Consider the following 19,555-nt stretch of genomic DNA (forward strand, 5'->3'; position numbering starts at 1 on the left):
TCATTTCAACTCCTATCGTGAAAAAATGGTTGGATCACCAGCGATTTTGCTCAGCTTTCCATTTTCGAAGATTCCCATTTTCTCAAGCCAATCCCTGAATATTGGAGATGGCTGCTTATTCATCGTCTGCCTGAGGGTGGCAACGTCATGATAGCTCATGGATTGGTAATTGAGCATGCAATCATCCCCCATTGGGGCAGCAATAATAAAATTCACTCCAGCTGCTGTCAGCAGTACACCAAGGTCTTCGATATCATTTTGATCGGCCTTAATATGGTTCGTGTAGCAGATATCAACCCCCATAGGAATGCCATGCATTTTCCCCATAAAATGATCCTCAAGCCCCGCCCTGATGACCTGCTTATTGTTGTACAAATACTCAGGCCCAATGAAACCTACCACTGTATTTACGATGTAAGGGTCATAATGCCGGGCGAACCCGTAATTTCTCGATTCCAGTGTCATCTGATCCATTCCAAAGTGAGCTTCAGCGGATAGCTCTGAACCCTGGCCCGTTTCAAAATATAAACGCTGAGGCCCTGTGCCGGTGCCGAGAGTTTTTGCCATGTCATTTGCTTCCTCAAGAAGTGAGGCCGTAATTCCGAATGACCGGTTGGCAGCCTCTGTTCCAGCTATGCTTTGGAAGATCATATCGGCAGGTGCTCCCTGTTCGATTGCCTTCATTTGAGCTGTTACATGCGCAAGCACACAGTTTTGTGTTGGAATATCCCAGTCTTTGATAAAAGCATGTGTGGCATGGAGCAGCCTCTTTACACTCTCAACCGAATCATCCACAGGATTAATTCCAATCACTGCATCCCCTATGCCGTAGGATAAACCTTCTTTGAGGGATGCGATCATGCCGTCCACATTATCGGTTGGATGATTTGGCTGCAGACGGGAAGCCAATGTTCCTTTATAACCAATCGTTATATTGCATTTGGACAGTATTTCGATTTTGTTTGATGCATGAACAAGATCAAGATTAGACATGATTTTTGCGGCGGCAGCAATCATCTCACTGTTTAGTCCCCTGCTGATTCTTTTTAAATCTTCACCTGTCGTGTCATCGTCCAGGATATATTCACGAAGTTCAGCAACGGACCAATTTTTTATGCTCTGATAGACGGGTTCATTTATCCCGCTTTCTATAATTCTCGAAACCTCATCCTCTTCAGGCGAAAGCATAGGATTTTCGCGGATATCAGATAGGGTTAAATGACTTAGAACCAATTTTGCTGCGATTCTTTCCTGGACGGTTTCCGCTGCAATTCCCGCGAGGCGGTCCCCTGACTTTTCTTCATTTGCTTTAGCGAATAAATCTTTCAGATTATTAAACTGATACACATTTCCCAAATGATTGGTTTGCAGCTTCATAAATAATCCCTCCTTTCTTACTGATGGAATGTCAATGTCTTTATGACAACAGGTACTACATTGGTTTGAAGCAGGTGGCCGATATCTATGTAATCGCCATGCTCCGCCTTAATCTGGTCGATGCATACGATACTTTGCTTTGTTTCCTGAGCTTTAATTGTCTGGCCAAGGACTTTAGCGTGGTCGCTTTCTAAAATGACAACAAGCGGCTGTTCTGGTTTCGGCTTTGCTTGTATGGATTTCAGCAGGACTGAAGATAGCTCTTGAATATCGCGAAAGCCCAAGTATGGCAGTGCCGTTAAATACAGGGCGAAATTTTGCCCCTCCTGCTGAGGATCATAAATTTCCACCGCCTTTGTTACTGCCTCTTGAATCTGATGGAGACCTTTTTCCAGGTTGTTATCAAACCGGATCTGATAGACTGGCAAATTTCGAATTGGCAGTTCATGAACTTCAGCATGGATGGTTGCCCCGCTGATTTCAGTCGTTTGTGTGCCTGCTCCGAGAACAGTTGCCCTGACCGTCTCATCTGGTTCCATCCATTTAATGGAAGAAAGATCACGGCAATTTCGTAATGACTGTGCCAGCATTTTTCCAATATCGTCATACTGAGCAGGAGAGGATTCAGCAGTCTCAAACTGGTATAAACATTCACTGATCCCGCCTGAAAACATGATGTAATCTATCTCCTCTATCCAATTTGGATCATGTCCCAGAAGCAGAGGCAAATCAGCCTGATGAAGATCCTTCCTTAGCATTCGCCCAATTACTTCTGCCATGTAGTCTGTCAGCATTCCGATGATAGGGTGATTTCTGCTGTCCCCTATCTTTAAATCAGCCTTCCATTGAAGAAGGATTTTTTGAACTGGAGGAGAAATACTTTTGATTTTGCCGTCTGTAAATTCAATCAGTCTTCCGCCGATATGCAGCGTGCATGTTCCGCAGAGCCTTCCTGAACGATAAACTGCAGCATTGGCAGTGCCCCCGCCAATATCAATATTAGCCACAGTTTTTCCAGTTTTTTTTGATAATTCATAAGCTCCTGATCCTTTTGCAGCAATAATGCCTTCTAAGTCAGGACCGGCTGTTGCGACAAGAAAATCCCCTGCATGGTCAGATAAATAGTGAACCATTTCTTCGGCATTCTGTTTTGTCGCCGTTTCTCCGGTAATAATGACAGCACCTGTTTTAATATCACCCGGCTCGATTCCCGCATTCATATACTCCTCTCTGACAAGCCTCTCTACAGCTTCAATATCAATAGATGACGCAGTCAGAAGTGGAGTCCGGTAAATCGGACTGCGGTAGAGCACTTCTTTTTCAATAATTTCGATTCGCGGCATGTGGGTTCCGCCAGCCATATTCATGAGAGAAAATCTGCTGATGACGAGTTTGGTGGTACTCGTTCCGATGTCAATTCCTGCGCTGATTATATTCTCTTTTTGTGCATCGTAACGCTTCAACATGATCCCCGCCTTACTGCAACGAATTAACTATTATTCAGGAAATAAAAAAAGGCACCCCATATGAGCAACCATTAATTGATTGTTCATACAAGGCGCCTTTGCCTGATTTATTCTTTTGTATAATTAGAATATATGCTATTATCGTCATTTTGTAAAGGGTTTCATCAGAAAATTACGACATCATCCGGCAATGAATCAGCGTAATCCTTCATTTCCTGAAGAGAATGGCATTTCACCAGGCAGCGTATTTCTTCTATTCCTTTTCCGGAAATAGAGGAGGTAATCACAATAGGTCCTTTTGGGACTGCAATTCTAAGCTGCCTGATTGCCGAGTTTACATCCGATTGATCAGAATCGCTTTTTGTCACGACTCCAATTGGAAGCTTATTAAACCCATTGCTGAAACCTGGCGGAAAAATAGTTTTCCGCTTTGTGGAATCCTGTAAATATAGTACATGGGTCACTTCGAGTGCCGTAGCCATGATATTTTTATAGAAAAATGGATTCTCAGTATATTCCCCAGGCGTATCCACAATCCAGTCAAAATAGTTCAATGCCTGTGTTTTAACCGCTCCCGCTTTGCGGCCAAGAAGAGAATTTGTTAAAGTCGACTTTCCAGCCCCGATGGAACCGATCAGCATCGCTCTGTTCATTTTGGTCATTCTATACATCTCCTTATGATTTAGTTATTTCCGAAGGAGTGTACCTTAGTGTTTCAGATAAAAACCGGTTGATTTCCTCCATGGCCATTTGCACAGCTGATACGGTTCCTACAATCACAAGACTGCCTGTGAACCGGTCCAGGAACCCGATCTGCACATCTGCCGCTTTGGTCGCCAGATCTCCTGCAATGATAACCGTTTCACTTGGTGTCAGTGTGAGAATCCCTAACGCTCCTGCCTGCTGTATCCCCAGTTTTTCAAACATATCCGGATCGGGATTTGCGATTAAATGACTGAGTGTTACTTGTTTTCCCGGTACAAATTCTTGAATAAATCGTTGTTTTTCTTCATTCATTGCTTCGGCCCTCCCAGGTGACTGCTGCTTATATTGCTTTTTTTACTTTTTCTTCTTTCGGTAAATATTCATCTTTCCCGATAATGCCTGCTTCACGGTCTTTTTTCTCCAATTCCAGAGCCTTAGGGACAGAAAGCCAGTACGCTAAACCAATTCCGATGATCCCGGCAGATATTTTACCGGCTATAATCGGAAGGATTAATGTTGGCTGGAAATTTGCTGTAAAGGATAAATGGTCACCAAGCAAAAAGGCCGCACAGACCGCAAAGGAAATATTAATGACTTTATCTTTAGGCGGCATTGTTCTGACCAATTTAAACATAGCCAGGATGTTCGCGATTGTGGCAACGATTCCTGCACTGCCTTCCTTGCTTAATCCCACCTTACGGCCAATAGCTTCCAGCGGGCCGCCGGCATATTTTTGAAGAAGATAAACCATCGGAAATGCACCGGCAAGCATGATCCCAATATAGCCGGCAGTCTCAAGCGCCCGGAACTGATCCTCCGAATCCGCCATAATTGGATGGAAGCCCCATCCACCAAATACAGTTGAGAATAATCCAGTAAAAATTTCTACGATGGAAAAGACCAAAACCAGCTTAATGCCCGCATCTAAAATACGTCCAAACCACATGAACCCATTGATCATTAAATCCGGCAGGAAATACAACCCCAGCGCAATCAGTACTACAAAGATTAAAAGCGGACTTAAATTCAATAAGATTTGTCCCAAACCGAGCGCGAACTGATATTTTGCTTCGCCGGATGTGGAAATGAAGTCCCTGAAACTTGAGCTGGAAACGGCAATAATTACACTTGAAATGAAAGCGCCGATTGGAATGGTCAGAACGCCTGACATCACGCCAAGAGCCATATATTTATGGTCTCTCTTATCAAGCATCGCGAGGCCCATCGGTATGGAGAAAACAATGGTTGCACCCGCCATAAATCCGACAATCATCGCCATGATCCAGCCTTCCTGTGTTTGCTTCAACACTTCAGCTAACTGGTAGCCGCCCATATCGGTTGCTAATATGGCTGTTGCAGCTATGGCAGGATCTGCCCCGATTGCAGCGAAAAATGGACCGCAGACCTTATCGATAAACCACGATAAATATGGAATGGAAGCCATAATTCCGGCAGCCGGAACAAAGATGTGTCCGACAGCATGAAGCCCCTCCATAAACTGCTTTCCTAATCCCTCATCACTGTTGCGGATGGCAGCAAAGGCTCCAGCTACAGCACAAGCCATGATAATGTAGATAACAATTTTACCTACCAATTCCATCATAAATCCCTCCCTGAAACGTTTTTATATGTTAACGGAATCGTGCAGCTTCTTTACAAGAAAAATAGGATAAAATAGCAGCTTGATAGTATAAGAATAAGTAAAAAGACAAAAAGGTGCCGTACGTCAGCTTTTTGCAGACGCATGGCACCTTTGCCCGTTCTATCCACTTGTAAAAGATATTAAGCGTTATATTTTACTATGATACGCTTTGCTACATTTTCCAGTGTAACCTGTTTGTTCATGCTGATCTTCCGCATTTTCCTAAAGGCATCTTCTTCAGGCATGTTAAACTTTTGCATTAAAATGCCTTTTGCTTTTTCAACAATTTTTCTTTCATTTAACTTCTGATTCATGGATTCCACTTGTTCCCGGATTGCATTTGCATTCTCTGCCTGCCTTAGCGCAATCTCAACCGCAGGAATCAGGCTGGCTTCATTAACAGGCTTAACAAGGTAGCCGAGTATATTTGCCTGTTTGGCTTTATCAATATATTCCCGCTGACTGTATGCTGTAAGGATCAGGATGGGTGTATTGATTTTATTGGAAATAATTTCACTTGCTTTTAGTCCATTCAGATTGGGCATCTTGATATCCATCAGAATTAAATCAGGCTTTAATGAAAAAGCAAGCTCGACCGCCCTTTCACCATCCCCTGCCTCAGCAACTACTTCATAGCCAGCATCCTTTAGCATCAAGCTTAAGTCCATGCGGACAATTGATTCATCCTCCACAACCATAATTCTTTTCTTCACAGCTATTCCCCCTTCCTTTCAAAGGGAAATTGCACAGCTGCAACGGTCCCTTTTTCAGCCCGTTCGATTAAAAAATGACCGGATAAATCGTGCTCAATCATCATTTTCACAATATCCAAGCCTAGAGAAGGTTTTGCTTCCGGGGAATATCCTTCACCGTTATCAATTACTTCAACCTTAATTTCATCATTGGAATATTCGAAACAGACCTCGACTACCCCTTCATGCATATGTTTAAATGCGTGCTTTACACAATTCTGTATAAGTTCATTGATGACCAGAGACAGGGATACAGCTTTTTCAGAGTCGATTAAAAGCTTAGGTCCCCTGTACTGAATATGTATCTTTTTCTGCTCGTGTTTTGCTTCATGGACCAGCATATTGCCTATTTTCTCTATTAAGCTGTAAATATCCACTTCATCCACACTTGAGCTCGAAAGAATAATTTCATACACCGAAGCAATACTTGAGATGCGGTTCAGACTTTCCACGAAATGCACCTTGCTTTCTTCCGGCACACCCCTTCTCATCTGAAGCCTCAAAAGGCTGGCAACAGTCTGCAGGTTATTTTTAACACGGTGATGGATTTCCCGTATGGCCACAGATTTAACAGCAATCTCCCGTTCCTTTTCCCTGAGCTCTGTCAGATCTTTAAGGATGATGAAGGTTCCATCCGACTTCCCGGCAAGATCAAGACTTATTTTCTTAACACGGAATACCTTATTCATCATTTTCATTTCTTTTACAAGGAGCTCTTCCGGCTCGTTAAGAATTTCTTGAATACATGGAAAACAATCAATCAGCGGAACACCTGGCCTGCAATTTTCCTTGCCAATTTCGTGTATGAGATTAGTTGCTGAAGGATTGTTATAAACAACCTTATTTTCATGGTCAATAAAGAATAGTGATTCCTCGATTACCTCTGGGATGATCGGACGATTTTCTGCCATTCCAATGAGTATACCGCTCAAGGTTTCCGTCGCCTCTGATAACGCTTCCAATTTGAGCTGCCGCTGAAGCTTCTCACTGATGTCCTTTTCCATAATAAGTGCCCCGATGACACGGTCATCTAATCCTTTAATCGGCACCACGCTTTGTTCCACCGTCTTGCCTTCCTGTGTCAAGGCGCGATTGAGAAACATATTTTTACCTGTCCTCAGAGTATATAAAACAGCGGGTTCAAAAGCTTCATAGGCAAACTTGCCTGCGACCGGCTTCTGGTAAACAGATTTAGCAGTAGTTGGGGCAGCTTCAGCTACTACTATAGCATGTTTGCCTTCTTTAGTAGGGCAATCAACAAAAACGTTTGCCTGGTTCAGATCGGCGATTAATGAAAGATTGGCAGAGACCTCTTTAATCCTTTCAACATCCATTTTTGAAAGACTTGTATGCAGGGTGCATAACGCTTCGACTGAGAAGTTTGGCATAGGCTGAGATCTCCCAATAAGTTTTTAAAACTGTCAGAATATATAAAAATATTAAAGGGAATGCCGAAGAATGTCAACATCGTTTTCGATTGTTCAATAGGAAATTTGGTACAGATATGGAATTCCACTGGAGAATGGAAAAGGCAGCTGGAAAAAATGGAATCCTGCTGCCTTCCTATCCTATTTAAGCTGTGCTAATTTTACACCGCTGGCTTTATGCTTTAATATTGCATCTATTAAATCAGCCAGATGGGCACCCGCCTCAACAGGGGGAACGCCTCCCTCATGAATATTGCTGATAACAGTGCGATCTGCTTCGACTGTATCCTCATTGGGCTGGTATATCAGATAGGCACTGATGCTTTTAGCGGTTGCCAATCCTGGCCTTTCTCCTATAAGTGAAATGACGCAATCACAATTGACAATAGAAGCTACATCATCCTGAATCCAAACTCTGCTCCGCTTAATAAAAACAGGATCTCCAATGGTAATCTTTTTCGATTTTAAACCTTGCACCAGCGCGGGCAGCAGATCCCTTATATTTGCCTCAACACCTGTTGAACTCAGGCCATCCGATACAATGATTTGAACCTGTTTATTTTTCGGAAGATTTTCTTCAGCCCATTTTCTGGATGTTTCATTGAGTCGCCTCCCGCTGTCCAGGTCCATTAAGTATTGGTCCATCGTTTCAGATTTGGAAAAGAGCACAGGCAGCTTTAATTCCTTCAGCAAATCCTCAGAAACGTCTTTAAACACTGCGTCCTGGGCTGCTGCGTGATCTATCCTGAATTCCAGGTAATTCTTTGTTTTCATTCGTGTTCCAGTATGTCCTATCCCAATTCTGGCTGGAGTAATCGATTGCACCTTTTCGATTTCTTCCCGATTGTCTGGCTGTTCTACACCCACTTGGTTAATCTTTTCGTAATTTATATTGCGGACCTTTGTTTCTGCAGGATCTTTTACAATAGGATTGTTTTTTATTTGCCCTTCCTTTAGGAGCTCTTCCATTACCTGCTTTACGATTGACTGAATATCCATTTCTGATGCCCCCTTCCTACTTAAAAATAGATAGATCTCCTGCACGTTCGGTTAGTTTGCCATTTTTCATAATTCCCATTTTCTCAAGCCATATTTCGAATTCACGAAGGGGACGGAGCCCAAGCATTTCTCTTAAGCTTGCATCATCATGATAGCTGGTATCCTGATAGCTTAGCATAACGTCGTCTCCGCCAGGCACGCCCATATAAAAATTCGCACCGGCAAGAGCAGTCAGCATGCCTGCGATTTCCTGATCATTTTGATCTGCCTGCATATGATTGGTATATGTAGGGGCTATCCCCATCGGAAGTCCATGCATTTTCCCCATAAACAGGTCCTCGAGATCTGCACGAATTACCTGTTTGCCATCATAAATGGTCTCCGGCCCGATAAAGCCAGATACATTATTAACCATGAACGGCTTCCAATGCCGGGCGTATCCATAGGTACGCGCTTCGAGTGTCTGCATATCTATGCCAAGATGGGCATCCAGCGATACTTCCGATCCCTGGCCAGTTTCGAAGTATAGCTGATTCGGCCCAGTAGATGTGCCCTGTGTAGCCATCAGCTGAAACGCTTCATCAAGAATTTCCTTTGAAACTCCAAAATCATCATTCGCCGCCTGTGTCCCCGCAAGGCTTTGGAACATAAGAGCTATAGGGGCTCCTTTTTTTAGGGCATGCATTTGAGTTGTAATATGGGCAAGAACACAGTTCTGCGTTGGGATTTCCCACTTTTGAATAAATTCATGAGTCATATGTAAAATTCTCGAGACCGATTCCACAGAGTCATTGTTGGGGTTCACACCTATGACGGCATCCCCAGATCCATAGGAAAGCCCCTCTTTCATAGATGCAAGAATGCCATTAGGGTTGTCAATGGGATGATTTGGCTGGCAGCGGAATGCCAGGCGTCCAGGCTCGCCAATCGTTGTGTTGCAATGGGCAGTTGGCCTGATTTTCTGTGAAGCCATGACAAGATCAATGCTAGACATCAGCTTTGCCGCAGCCGAGATCATTTCGCTCGTCAGACCCCTGCTGATTCTGAATAATTCCGAGGTACTGGTATGGTGGGACAAAATATAATTTCTTAATTCACCGACAGACCAGTTTGCAATCTCTTTGTAAATAAAGAGATTAAGATCATCATAGATTATGCGGGTTACTTCATCTGTTTCATATGCAATAACCGGATTCTCATAGATTTCCTTTAGTGTTATTTCACTTAACACCACTTTGGCTGCCATTCGTTCAAGAGAAGATCCTGCAGCAATGCCTGCCATTTTATCCCCAGATTTCTCCTCACTGGCTTTTGCCAAAACATCTGCAATTGAACGGAATTGATAGGTTTCATTTTTTAATGTGCATGTAAACATAAATAGCCTCCCTTCGAGTATATGGAACGGTATGCGACAGCCCTGATTTTTACGTAAGCGGTTACATTAGCTCCATACAAAAAGGCGCCTTAACAGAATAAGCCATAAAACAGCTTACCTATTAAGGCGCCCTCACCTGGTATTTTCACTTATCCATAATTATATCAATTAATTAACTGAAAAGATAGACTTTTTTAAATACAAATAAATGTCTTATGAAAACATCCCCTCGACCACTCTTCCCTCCCGCCCTTTCGTCGTTACTCCCTGGGATAAGGAATTCAGAATTGCTTCCTCCGCGGCTTCTGCAGCACCCTGAAAAAGCTTGTTCATAAGGGGATGGTCGTCTCTGATGAAACGGGCAGTTTCCATCATATTGATGCTATCGTGAGAAACTTTATTGGCCGTTGAAAAAGCAATGACGATATCCCCGCTTCCATTGCTGAAATGACTGCCTGTCCGGCCGAGGCCAATTCCACATCTTTTGGCAAGCCTTTTCAGCTGCCTGTCACTGACGGGTATGTCCGTGGCCAGAATAATCATAATCGAGCCATCAGGCGTGTCCTTTGTTTCCTGCCGAATTTCTGACAGGCCGTATTTGCTGAATGGGAATTCATCTTTATTGCCAAAATTGCTGACCACCAGGCACCCGATTATGTACTCTTTTGAACTTTGTTCTTCGCTTATAACTCGTGATGACGCTCCTACTCCGCCCTTATATCCGAAACACACCATGCCTTTCCCTGCTCCGACCGCACCTTCCTCAGCTTTTTCCGGATTGGCATTTTCAATGGCTGCTATTGCATGTTCCGGTTTAACAGGAAGTGTCCGAATAGAATTTAGGAAACCATCATTGCATTCACCCACGACGATATTGACCGTTCCAGTTGTGTCTCCAATTTCAGGAGTGGTTCGCAGCATGTATTCCAGGGTTCCATGTGTAACCGCTGGAACTCCAAATGTGTTTGTCAGCATGATTGGAGATTCAATCAGGCCTAATTCTTCAACCTGTACCAGACCGGTCGTTTTTCCAAAGCCATTGATGACATAGCTCGCGGCCGTGACTTTTTCACGGAATAAATTTCCTTCATGGGGCATTACTGCGGTAACGCCAGTACAGACATATTGGTCATTACCATTGATAGGATAGTCCAAAGTAATATGGCCTACCATGACCCCTTTTACATCTGTAATGCAATTTTTTTCGCCAGTCTGGAGTTTCCCAATCATTACTCCTCTTTCTCTAATCTTCATTTTGCTCCTCCTTAAAGTGGCATTCATTAGAATTTCCATTTGTTTTCATTTATAATAGAAAAATATTTAGATTACCTAATCATTTTACATCGTTCTTGGGAGGATTTATATGGCTCATACTATAGCAAAAAAACAGCATGCAGGCTCTGAGAAGATTTGGTCCAGAGATTTTGTGCTCATATTGATGTCCAATTTTTTTATTTTTCTAGGATTTCAAATGACATTGCCCACGATCCCTCTTTTTGTAGAAAAATTGGGAGGGAATGACCAGCTGATCGGGATTGTAGTCGGCATCTTCACATTCTCTGCTCTGCTATTGCGTCCTTATGCAGGGCATACGCTTGAGACGAAGGGAAGGCGTTTTGTCTATTTAACGGGCCTTGCGATTTTCGTTCTTTCGGTTGGTTCATTTGGATTTGTTAATAGTTTAATTTTCTTATTTGTCTTAAGGATTGTCCAAGGATTTGGCTGGGGTTTTTCAACTACAGCCTCCGGAACGATTGCCACCGATTTGATACCTGCTAAGCGGCGCGGGGAAGGGATGGGCTACTTCGGTCTTTCCGGGAACATAGCCCTGGCTTTCGGCCCCACCCTGGGATTGGCGCTTGCCGGAATTATATCTTTCAAGCTCTTATTTTTAATTTGTGCCCTGCTTGGATTAGCCGCGCTGGTATTATCATCGAGAATCAGGTACAAGCAGGCTGAAAAACAAAGTGTCCCCTTGAAACGGTGGGATATCTATGAAAAAAGTGCCTTAAGGCCATCATTTCTTTTATTTTTCATTACCGTTACCTTCGGCGGCATCGCTTCGTTTCTCCCTATATACTCTGCTCAAAAAGGCATAGGCGGAATACACTGGTATTTCCTGCTGTTTGCGATTGCCTTAATGCTTTCCCGGACTTTTGCCGGCAGATTATATGATCAACGGGGACATCAGGCTGTGTTTTTACCTGGTGCTGTGCTGATTTTAGCAGCCATGTTCCTGCTGGCATGGCTGCCGAACAGCATGATCATGTATATAGCAGCCATTCTTTATGGTCTGGGATTCGGATCAGTCCAGCCGGCCCTTCAGGCCTGGTCTGTAAAAGAAGCGCCTCCCAATCGACGGGGGATGGCTAATGCAACGTTCTTCTCCTTTTTTGATCTTGGAGTCGGGATAGGTGCAATGGTCTTTGGCCAAATCGCCCATTTGTTCGGATACAGCAGCATTTATATGACCGCGGCAGGTTCGGTAGGAATCTCAATACTATTATATATTTGGATCCTGATTACAAAACGGGGTTAACGAGAAAGACGATTTTCCTTGAGATGCGGAAAATCGTCTTTTTTATGGCAGCTTCTCGGAGATTGTCAGTTCAGCCAATTACAGGGCGCCAATTTATTAAATGGGAGCAAGTTTCGGACTGCTTCCTTAGATTTCTCCTGTTCCTGTCCGAATCAGCATTGAATTCGGACTCTCTCAGCCTCATTTCTCCTTTTCCTGTCCGAATGAGCACCGGGTTCGGACTCTCTCAGCCTCATTTCTCCTTTTCCTGTCCGAATGAGCACCGGATTCGGACTCTCTCAACTTCATTTCTCCTTTTCCTGTCCGAATCAGCACCGGATTCGGACTCTTTCAGCCTGATTTCTCCTTTTCCTGTCCGAATGAGCACCGGATTCGGACTCTCTCAGCCTCATTTCTCCTGTTCCTGTCCAAATCAGCACCGAATTCGGACTCTTTCAGCCTGATTTCTCCTTTTCCTGTCCGAATCAGCACGGGTTCAAACTCCTGCGCTTTGGTTTTTTCCTTCCTGATCCGAATGAATACGGCCTGTTAACACCTATAAAGCTTTCACCATTCCGCCATCGACCAAAATGGAGCTTCCAGTCACATAGCTGCTGGCATCGGAAGCAAGGAAAGTCACGACATTTGCAAATTCTTCCGGTGTTCCATATCTGCGCAGCGGGATATTGCTTTTGGCTTTTTCTGCAACTTCTTCTTTGGAGATGTTTTGCCGGTCTGCGTTATGCTGATCCAGATAATCAACCCTGTCTGTCGCAATCCTTCCCGGAGCTACTGTGTTGATTAAGATATTATAAGCTGCCAATTCCTCTGAGAGTGTTTTGGTCATTCCGACAATGCCCAATCGGAATGTATTGGACAGCAGAAGTCCTGGTATCGGCTGCTTAATGCTAGAGGAAGCAATGTTAATAATCCTGCCGCCATTTTTCTTTAATTCGGGAAGAGCTTCCCGGATCAGTCTTACATGGCTTAATAGATTCAATTGAAACGCTTTTTCCCAGTCTTCATCTGTTAGGGATTCAAACGTTCCCCCGGGAGGCCCGCCGGCATTATTGATCAAAATATCGATTCCGCCAAGTGTTTCAGCTGTATTATTGACTAACTTTTTTATATCTTCCGGAATGGTAACATCTGCACGGTAATACTCAACATCAACATTATATTGATCACGGAATTCTTTTTGAACAGCTTGCAGTTTTGCTTCATCCCTGCTTGTAATCATCACATTGGCGCCTTCCTGTGCAAGCTGTGCCGCAATTGCTTTTCCCAGCCCCTGGCTTGAAGCCACCACTAGCGCTTTTTTATTTTTCAGGTTTAAATCCATCACTATTTCCTCCTATTGTTTCACGCAAAGTGCCATCCATTCATCCACTTTAAAGGATTGCACCCTCCCGTCATAAATTTCGATTTGAAAGTAATCAGCTGCAGCCTGATCAGCCTGCAAAATATAATCTTCGACTGTCCTAATCTGTTCTTCACTTTCGGCTGTCCGCCTTACCCAGGACGGAAACTCAAACGTTTTCTTCCTGCTCTTCGAGTTCGTTTCAAGCAGCCTGGAAAAAGCAAATAGCTTTCTCCACTCTCCTGCCGACAAACACCGGCAATGACTGTCATCCCGCAATTTCTCAACAGTGTTTATAAAGCCAGCAAGCTCTTTTTCTTCAGGTGATACGTTATCAATCATCAGGAAATGGCCGCCTGGTTTTAATACCCTTCCAGCTTCCGCAATGAACTTTTCCGGATGGGGAAAATGATGGGGAGCGATCCGGCAGGTGACGGCATCAAAGTAATTATCCAGAAATGGCAAAGCTTCAGCATCCGCGAGGACATACCAGATATTTTTAAAGCTTTCCAGATGGCGTGCGGTATTGGCCAGCATTTCTTTTGTCAAATCAGCTGCGAAGACCTGGGAAACAAAAGGTGCCAGACTTTTGGCCACATGCCCGCCTCCTGTTGCGATATCCAGCACCACCCAATCTTTCTGCGGATTCAGAGTTTGAACGAGCCGGGTAAGTTCGGCCGCATCTCCATGAATTTTGCTTGTCACATATTTCTCTGCATTTTTACCGAATGTATTCTGTACCTTTTTCTTTACCTCTTCCTTTCCCACATAAATCACCCTCATCAAAAATAGGATCAGCACTACTATTTATGTTCTCTATAAATCCCTATATTCCTGTCAGTTTAATAGAAAAAGAGCCTGCCATTTGTTAAATGGCAGGCTTCCAATTATCTTGATGGTACAAGAATAAGCTTTCCTTTTGTTTGCCTCGACTGCATTCGCTCATGTACCTTGGCAGCATCCTCAAGAGGATGGATTTCCCCAATTGTCAGCTTCAGCTTTCCTTCAGCTGCATATGTCAATAAATCCTTCATACTCGGCTGCAGCAGTTCGGGTTTTCTCATGATCTGCGGAAGGAAAAATCCGATGACGGATTGGTTTCGTCCCATTAAGGATGAAGGATAAAACCGGCTTTGCTCCCCACTAGCGACACCATAAATGACAAGGCGGCCAAAGGTGGCAAGGCATTTCAGAGTTTTATTAAAAATTTCCCCGCCTGCCATTTCGAGTGCTACATTGACACCTTTTCCGCCTGTTGCTTCCAGTACTTCATTTTCCCAGCCTTCATTTGTGTAGTTTACGAGAACATCCGCACCCATTTCACTCGCAAGCTGAAGTTTTTCATCAGTGCTGGCTGTGGCAATGACGGTCCCTGCACCGAATAATTTTGCGAGCTGAACAGCAAGTGTCCCCACCCCTCCTGCTGCTGCATGGACAAGTACTCTTTCTCCCGCTTCAAGCCTGCCCATTGTTTTCAAAATATGATAAGCGCTCAGACCTTGCAGGGGCAGGGCCGCAGCCAGCTTGAAATCCAATCCTTCCGGCAGCGGAATCAGCCCTCTTTCATCTGCTGTTACATACTCCGAGTAGCCGCCTGATTCTATTAGCGTAACCACTCTTGTGCCAACTGGAATTTTCGCATCTTCACCAGCTGCAGCGACAACACCCGCCACTTCCGCACCTGGAATGAACGGCAGAGGAGTCGGCACGACGTATTGCCCTTCTCTTCTTGCCGTATCTGCATAGTTCACCCCAATGGCATGAACCTCGATTAATACTTCACGTCCTGTAGGCTCAGGCCGTTCAAAGTCGATTAAGTTAAGGACTTCAGGTCCCCCATACTCTTTGAATTGGATGGCTTTCATTTTAAAACACTCCTTTTCTATATATCTAGCAGCAATACTCGCCTTTATCATATACAAGCTCAGCTATCCTTCTGTTTCTCGCACTTTCCTTCCCAAAGGAACTGAATCTGCCGCATTCACGGATAACTAATCCGATCAATTGATCTCTTTTGCTATCAGAAGCCAATTCTGACACTAGCTGACGCGATAGTTTTTCTGCATCCCATATCGCACCTTCGATAAACGTTCTTGTCAGAAGAATCTTCAATTCCTCTTTTTCTTCTCCAATTTCTTGGATAGCTTTATAAGTACGATAGACAGCCGATTCTGAAGCATAAAGGGCAATGGCCAGGTCGGCCAGTTTCATAAGTGCTTCCTGTTCATGAACAAGTGAACTGCCAAAAGCTTCGTAAGCGAGCCCGGAGTTTAACAGGAATAGGTTTCTCATCGTATCAATTGCCGCTCTTTCTTTCTCAAAGATGGCCTGGCCGATTGGTTCAGGTTTGCTCAACTGAACAACAGCCTCCTCCACTCTTGCAGCTAAATCGATTTCACCCTTCATTGCTTTCCGGAGAAGGTGTGTAGGTATTAAGAGTCTATTAATCTCATTTGTTCCCTCAAAAATACGGTTAATGCGGGAATCACGATACATTTGTTCCACTCCGTATTCCTTGATGAATCCTGCTCCGCCATGAAGCTGCAGTGCATCATCTGCCGTATAGTCGAGTGTTTCCGAGCCAAACACCTTGCAGATCGCACATTCTGTGGCATATTCGCTCATTCTTTTGCCGATAAGTTTTAAATCAGATGAATCATATAAGTCTCCTAATGATTCTTCCAGCAATTTGGCTGTACGATACTGCAGCGATTCAGCAGCGTAAATTCTCCCTGCCATTTTTGCGATTTTTTCCTTGGTAGCCGGAAAATCAGCGATGGATTTTCCAAATTGCTTTCTTTCCGCTGTGAATTGAAGAGCTTTCTTCAATCCGGTTTTGGATGCCCCCATGCAGGCAGAACCTAAATTGAAGCGGCCCAGATTCAGGACGTTAAGTGCAATAATATGGCCTTTGCCCACTTCTCCAAGCAGATTTTCGGCTGGCACAGGACAATCTTCAAAAATGACCGATCTTGTTGATGACCCTTTGATGCCCATCTTATTTTCTTCCGGGCCAAGGGAAAGCCCTGGTGTATCACACTCAACGATAAACGCGGTAAAATGCTTGCCATCCACTTTACCGTAAACAATAAACGTATCTGAAAATACAGCGTTAGTAATATAAATTTTGGTGCCATTTAAGATATAATGTGTTCCTTCTTCATTCAGAACAGCTGTTGTCTGGGATGAAAGGGCATCTGAACCTGCATTCGGTTCTGTCAGGCAGTAAGCCCCAATGTACTCCCCAGAAGCAAGCTTCGGCAAATATTTTTCTTTTTGCTCAGGTGTTCCGAAGTAAGTGATAGGCAGTGTTGCAATACAGGTATGGTTGGAGTGTGCCACCCCATAACCGCCTGTTGAGGCAATGTTTTCACCGACAATCCCCTTGCTGATTTTATCCAGGCCAAGACCGCCGTATTTCTCGGGGATGCTATGTGCAAGCAAGCCAAGATCTCCCGCCTTCCTCAGCAAATCCGTTACCAGCTCAAAGTCCTGGTTTTCAATCCGCTCCTTTTCAGGCTGTACCATTTTTTCAGCAAATTGTTTTGCCGTTCTGCCGATCAGGATATGCTCATCTGTAAAATCCTCTGGTGTAAAAAGTGTTTCAGGATTAAGCTTTGTGAACAAAAAACTGGCACCGCGGTTGGCTGTGTTTACTTTTTCCATTTACGGATTCACTCTCCTTTTAAAGCGGTCTGATGGATGACCGCCCTGCCATTTTTCAGAATGGGAACTATCGCTTTCATGTCAGTCTGTGAAGCGAACTCTAAGTCTTCTGCAAGGCCGTACCTGGCAAAAAGCCTGCCTACCCTGGATGATGACAGGATATCAAAAGCGCTTCCTGATGCACTCCGGTAAAAATGCAAAGCAGCTTTTGCAGAATCGGTCATATCCCATTGATCATAAGCGGTTAAGCAATCAATAAAATGCCCTGCACCGTAAAAGTCCTCCAAACTGAGTTCTCCCGAATTTCCTGAGCATACAACAATGACTGTCTCACTTTCTCCCTTTATTGACTCTGAAACAGCACGATTGTTTAATAGTGAACTGATATAGACTTTTGAGGCGCAGGCTGATTTTCTTAAAGCTACCGTTCCATTTGTTGTTGACAGGATCAGCGTCTTGCCCTTTACCATTTCACGGAGGCGGCTCGGAATGGGATAAACGAATCCATCAATCGGTTTACCGTGAGTCTCGCCTGCAAGAACAAAGGTTTCCGGCTCCAAGCCTGCAGCAGCATTCATACCTTCCGTAACATCCAATACAGGGATGACTTCCGCAGCCCCTTCTGAAAGAGCTGAAGTAATTGTCGTGGTCGCGAGAAGAATATCCAAAACGACGGCTACTTTACTTCCTTTTCTTAATTTCTCCTCTGAAATATCCTCTTTCCTTAAAATCACATGTACTTTCTTCATCTCAGTTTTTCTCGTTTGCAGCCTGTACCGCATGTTTCAGGAGCACTTTAACGAATGTATGGAATTGTGAAAAACGGACATCGCCTGTTTGGCCATTCTTGTAGCGGTAATAGATTTGCTGGCAAATGACGGCGAGTTTGAAGTAGGCAAAGGTCAAATAAAAATTCATGCTGCTGAGATCCCGGCCAGTTCTTTTAGCATATGCCTCCATAAATTCTCTGCGTGAGTAAAAGCCGTTTTGAACAGTTACTGGAGGTTTGCCTAAGCCAAACTTGAGCAGATCTGGATCATCTCCCTGAATCCAATAGCTCATCGCTGCACCAAGGTCTGCCAGCGGATCGCCAACAGTTGCCATCTCCCAGTCAAACAGACCAACCATTTCTGTCAAATTTTCATTGAACATCGCATTGTTCAGTTTGTAATCATAATGGATGATGGAAGGTTCCGGACTTATCGGGATATGATTGATCAGCCATTTTTTCAGTGTATCCGCTTCAGAAACTTCATCCGTCTTGGCCCGTTCATACCGTCCAATCCAGCCATGCACCTGTCTTTCCATAAATCCATCAGGATTGCTGATTTCAGCTAAACCTGTCCTTTTATAGTTAATGGAATGAAGTTCGGCAAGTTTATCGACCATAATTTGAGACAGCCTTCTGCAAACTCCTTCATCTGCATCCAATCCTTCAGGGAATGAGGTATCTAAAACAACTCCATGCCTCCTTTCCATAATGAAAAAAGCTGCACCGGCAATTTCTTTATTATCTGTGAAAAGGAGCGGCTTCGGGGCTGCATTTAAAAAGGGGTGGATCTCAGAAATCACCCTGAATTCCCTCTCCATGTCATGAGCTTTCGGTGCGACAGGTCCAAGCGGAGGCCTGCGGAGCACTGCTTCCCACTCTCCCATTTTCAGCTGATATGTCAGATTGGAGTGCCCTGCTGAAAACTGCAGAATCTCGAGTGGTTCATTTGGAAGATTCCCAATCTCGCTCCGCAGGAATTTTTCCAGTGCAGCGGTGTTCAATTGCTCCCCTTTTCTCACAGGAATGGTATCCTGGCTCATTTGCTGAGGCATGTGTCTCCTCCTTTTTATAAGAAAATTCCGTTTTTTAAATTTATGTTTCTATTAAATTTTGGGTAAGCCCTTCCCGGAGAAGATCAGGTATGACAGCACTTTCCTGTTTGCCGAAATTGAAATAGACAATGATGGCGCTCCCTTTGGCAATGAGATCACCTGACTGGGTACAGACAATTTCATGATCCAGCTGAAAGCTCTTGGAGCCAATCCTTGATACCCAGGTTTTAACGGTAAGGATTTGGTTAAAATACCCCTGGCTTAAAAAGTCGCACTTAGTGGAGGCCAGGATAAAGCTCCATTTCTTCACATCCATACTGTAGCCAAGCGTCTCGAAATATTTCACTCGTGCTTCTTCAAGGTAAATAAAATAACTTGTATTGTTGATATGGCCAAGTGCATCAGTTTCGCTAAACCTCACTGTTACCTGCATTTCATGCATGG

At 44.1% G+C, this 19,555-nt stretch carries 19 protein-coding genes; 1 reads left to right on the plus strand and 18 read right to left on the minus strand.

Translation table 11 applies throughout. The features are described 5' to 3' along the window. Positions 1 to 12: 12 nt before the first annotated feature. The 10 genes from ACXAD1_RS11645 to ACXAD1_RS11690 form a co-directional block, all read right to left on the minus strand. Positions 13 to 1,377, minus strand: a complete 1,365-nt coding sequence (locus tag ACXAD1_RS11645; protein ID WP_370225152.1) for an ethanolamine ammonia-lyase subunit EutB — start codon at positions 1,375 to 1,377, stop codon at positions 13 to 15. A 17-nt stretch (positions 1,378 to 1,394) separates the two neighbouring features. Beyond that, positions 1,395 to 2,843, minus strand: a complete 1,449-nt coding sequence (locus tag ACXAD1_RS11650) for an ethanolamine ammonia-lyase reactivating factor EutA (RefSeq protein ID WP_474910082.1) — start codon at positions 2,841 to 2,843, stop codon at positions 1,395 to 1,397. A gap of 164 nt (positions 2,844 to 3,007) precedes the next feature. Continuing rightward, entirely contained in the window at positions 3,008 to 3,505 is a 498-nt protein-coding gene (locus tag ACXAD1_RS11655) for a EutP/PduV family microcompartment system protein (RefSeq protein WP_206839515.1), read from the minus strand. Between the two features lie 13 nt (positions 3,506 to 3,518). Then, complete coding sequence (gene eutS, locus ACXAD1_RS11660) at positions 3,519 to 3,860, minus strand: ethanolamine utilization microcompartment protein EutS (RefSeq protein ID WP_048011266.1); 342 nt, start codon at positions 3,858 to 3,860, stop codon at positions 3,519 to 3,521. Between the two features lie 28 nt (positions 3,861 to 3,888). Continuing rightward, positions 3,889 to 5,148 carry an ethanolamine utilization protein EutH gene (gene eutH / locus ACXAD1_RS11665; protein WP_206839912.1) on the minus strand — a complete coding sequence of 420 codons (1,260 nt, stop codon included), beginning with the start codon at positions 5,146 to 5,148 and terminating at the stop codon, positions 3,889 to 3,891. A 182-nt stretch (positions 5,149 to 5,330) separates the two neighbouring features. Continuing rightward, entirely contained in the window at positions 5,331 to 5,903 is a 573-nt protein-coding gene (locus ACXAD1_RS11670) for an ANTAR domain-containing response regulator (protein WP_206839513.1), read from the minus strand. A 2-nt stretch (positions 5,904 to 5,905) separates the two neighbouring features. Further along, positions 5,906 to 7,330, minus strand: a complete 1,425-nt coding sequence (locus ACXAD1_RS11675; protein ID WP_474910083.1) for a sensor histidine kinase — start codon at positions 7,328 to 7,330, stop codon at positions 5,906 to 5,908. A 180-nt stretch (positions 7,331 to 7,510) separates the two neighbouring features. Beyond that, on the minus strand, positions 7,511 to 8,368 hold the full coding sequence (gene eutC, locus ACXAD1_RS11680; protein WP_474910084.1) for an ethanolamine ammonia-lyase subunit EutC: 858 nt from the start codon (positions 8,366 to 8,368) through the stop codon (positions 7,511 to 7,513). Positions 8,369 to 8,384: 16 nt separating this feature from the next. After that, a complete protein-coding gene (locus ACXAD1_RS11685) occupies positions 8,385 to 9,743 on the minus strand; it encodes an ethanolamine ammonia-lyase subunit EutB (protein ID WP_370225144.1) in 1,359 nt (452 codons plus the stop codon). Positions 9,744 to 9,956: 213 nt separating this feature from the next. After that, positions 9,957 to 10,997: a DmpA family aminopeptidase gene (locus ACXAD1_RS11690; RefSeq protein ID WP_474910085.1), complete on the minus strand. Its 1,041-nt coding sequence runs from the start codon at positions 10,995 to 10,997 to the stop codon at positions 9,957 to 9,959. Positions 10,998 to 11,106: 109 nt separating this feature from the next. On the opposite strand from ACXAD1_RS11690, the gene ACXAD1_RS11695 reads away from it, so the two are divergent. Beyond that, the gene (locus ACXAD1_RS11695; RefSeq protein ID WP_206839508.1) at positions 11,107 to 12,282 is read left to right on the plus strand and encodes an MFS transporter; all 1,176 of its coding nucleotides are present in this window, start codon (positions 11,107 to 11,109) and stop codon (positions 12,280 to 12,282) included. 330 nt (positions 12,283 to 12,612) lie between these two features. Here the strand turns inward: ACXAD1_RS11695 and ACXAD1_RS11700 are convergent, their stop codons facing one another. From ACXAD1_RS11700 to ACXAD1_RS11735, 8 genes are all read right to left on the minus strand, one after another. Further along, entirely contained in the window at positions 12,613 to 12,753 is a 141-nt protein-coding gene (locus tag ACXAD1_RS11700; RefSeq protein ID WP_370225142.1) for a hypothetical protein, read from the minus strand. Positions 12,754 to 12,817: 64 nt separating this feature from the next. Further along, positions 12,818 to 13,603: an SDR family oxidoreductase gene (locus ACXAD1_RS11705; protein WP_370225141.1), complete on the minus strand. Its 786-nt coding sequence runs from the start codon at positions 13,601 to 13,603 to the stop codon at positions 12,818 to 12,820. A 12-nt stretch (positions 13,604 to 13,615) separates the two neighbouring features. Further along, positions 13,616 to 14,389 (minus strand): class I SAM-dependent methyltransferase, encoded by a 774-nt coding sequence (locus ACXAD1_RS11710; protein ID WP_474910086.1) that lies wholly within the window; start codon positions 14,387 to 14,389, stop codon positions 13,616 to 13,618. 119 nt (positions 14,390 to 14,508) lie between these two features. After that, a complete protein-coding gene (locus tag ACXAD1_RS11715) occupies positions 14,509 to 15,486 on the minus strand; it encodes a quinone oxidoreductase family protein (protein WP_370225137.1) in 978 nt (325 codons plus the stop codon). 25 nt (positions 15,487 to 15,511) lie between these two features. Beyond that, positions 15,512 to 17,287 carry an acyl-CoA dehydrogenase family protein gene (locus tag ACXAD1_RS11720; protein WP_206839503.1) on the minus strand — a complete coding sequence of 592 codons (1,776 nt, stop codon included), beginning with the start codon at positions 17,285 to 17,287 and terminating at the stop codon, positions 15,512 to 15,514. 8 nt (positions 17,288 to 17,295) lie between these two features. Further along, positions 17,296 to 18,036: a 2-phosphosulfolactate phosphatase gene (locus tag ACXAD1_RS11725; RefSeq protein WP_370225133.1), complete on the minus strand. Its 741-nt coding sequence runs from the start codon at positions 18,034 to 18,036 to the stop codon at positions 17,296 to 17,298. 1 nt (position 18,037) lies between these two features. Beyond that, positions 18,038 to 19,111 (minus strand): phosphotransferase family protein, encoded by a 1,074-nt coding sequence (locus ACXAD1_RS11730; protein ID WP_206839501.1) that lies wholly within the window; start codon positions 19,109 to 19,111, stop codon positions 18,038 to 18,040. Positions 19,112 to 19,151: 40 nt separating this feature from the next. Continuing rightward, complete coding sequence (locus tag ACXAD1_RS11735) at positions 19,152 to 19,553, minus strand: acyl-CoA thioesterase (RefSeq protein ID WP_206839500.1); 402 nt, start codon at positions 19,551 to 19,553, stop codon at positions 19,152 to 19,154. Positions 19,554 to 19,555 lie beyond the last annotated feature (2 nt).

This window comes from Cytobacillus sp. ABV4_503, from assembly GCF_056158445.1.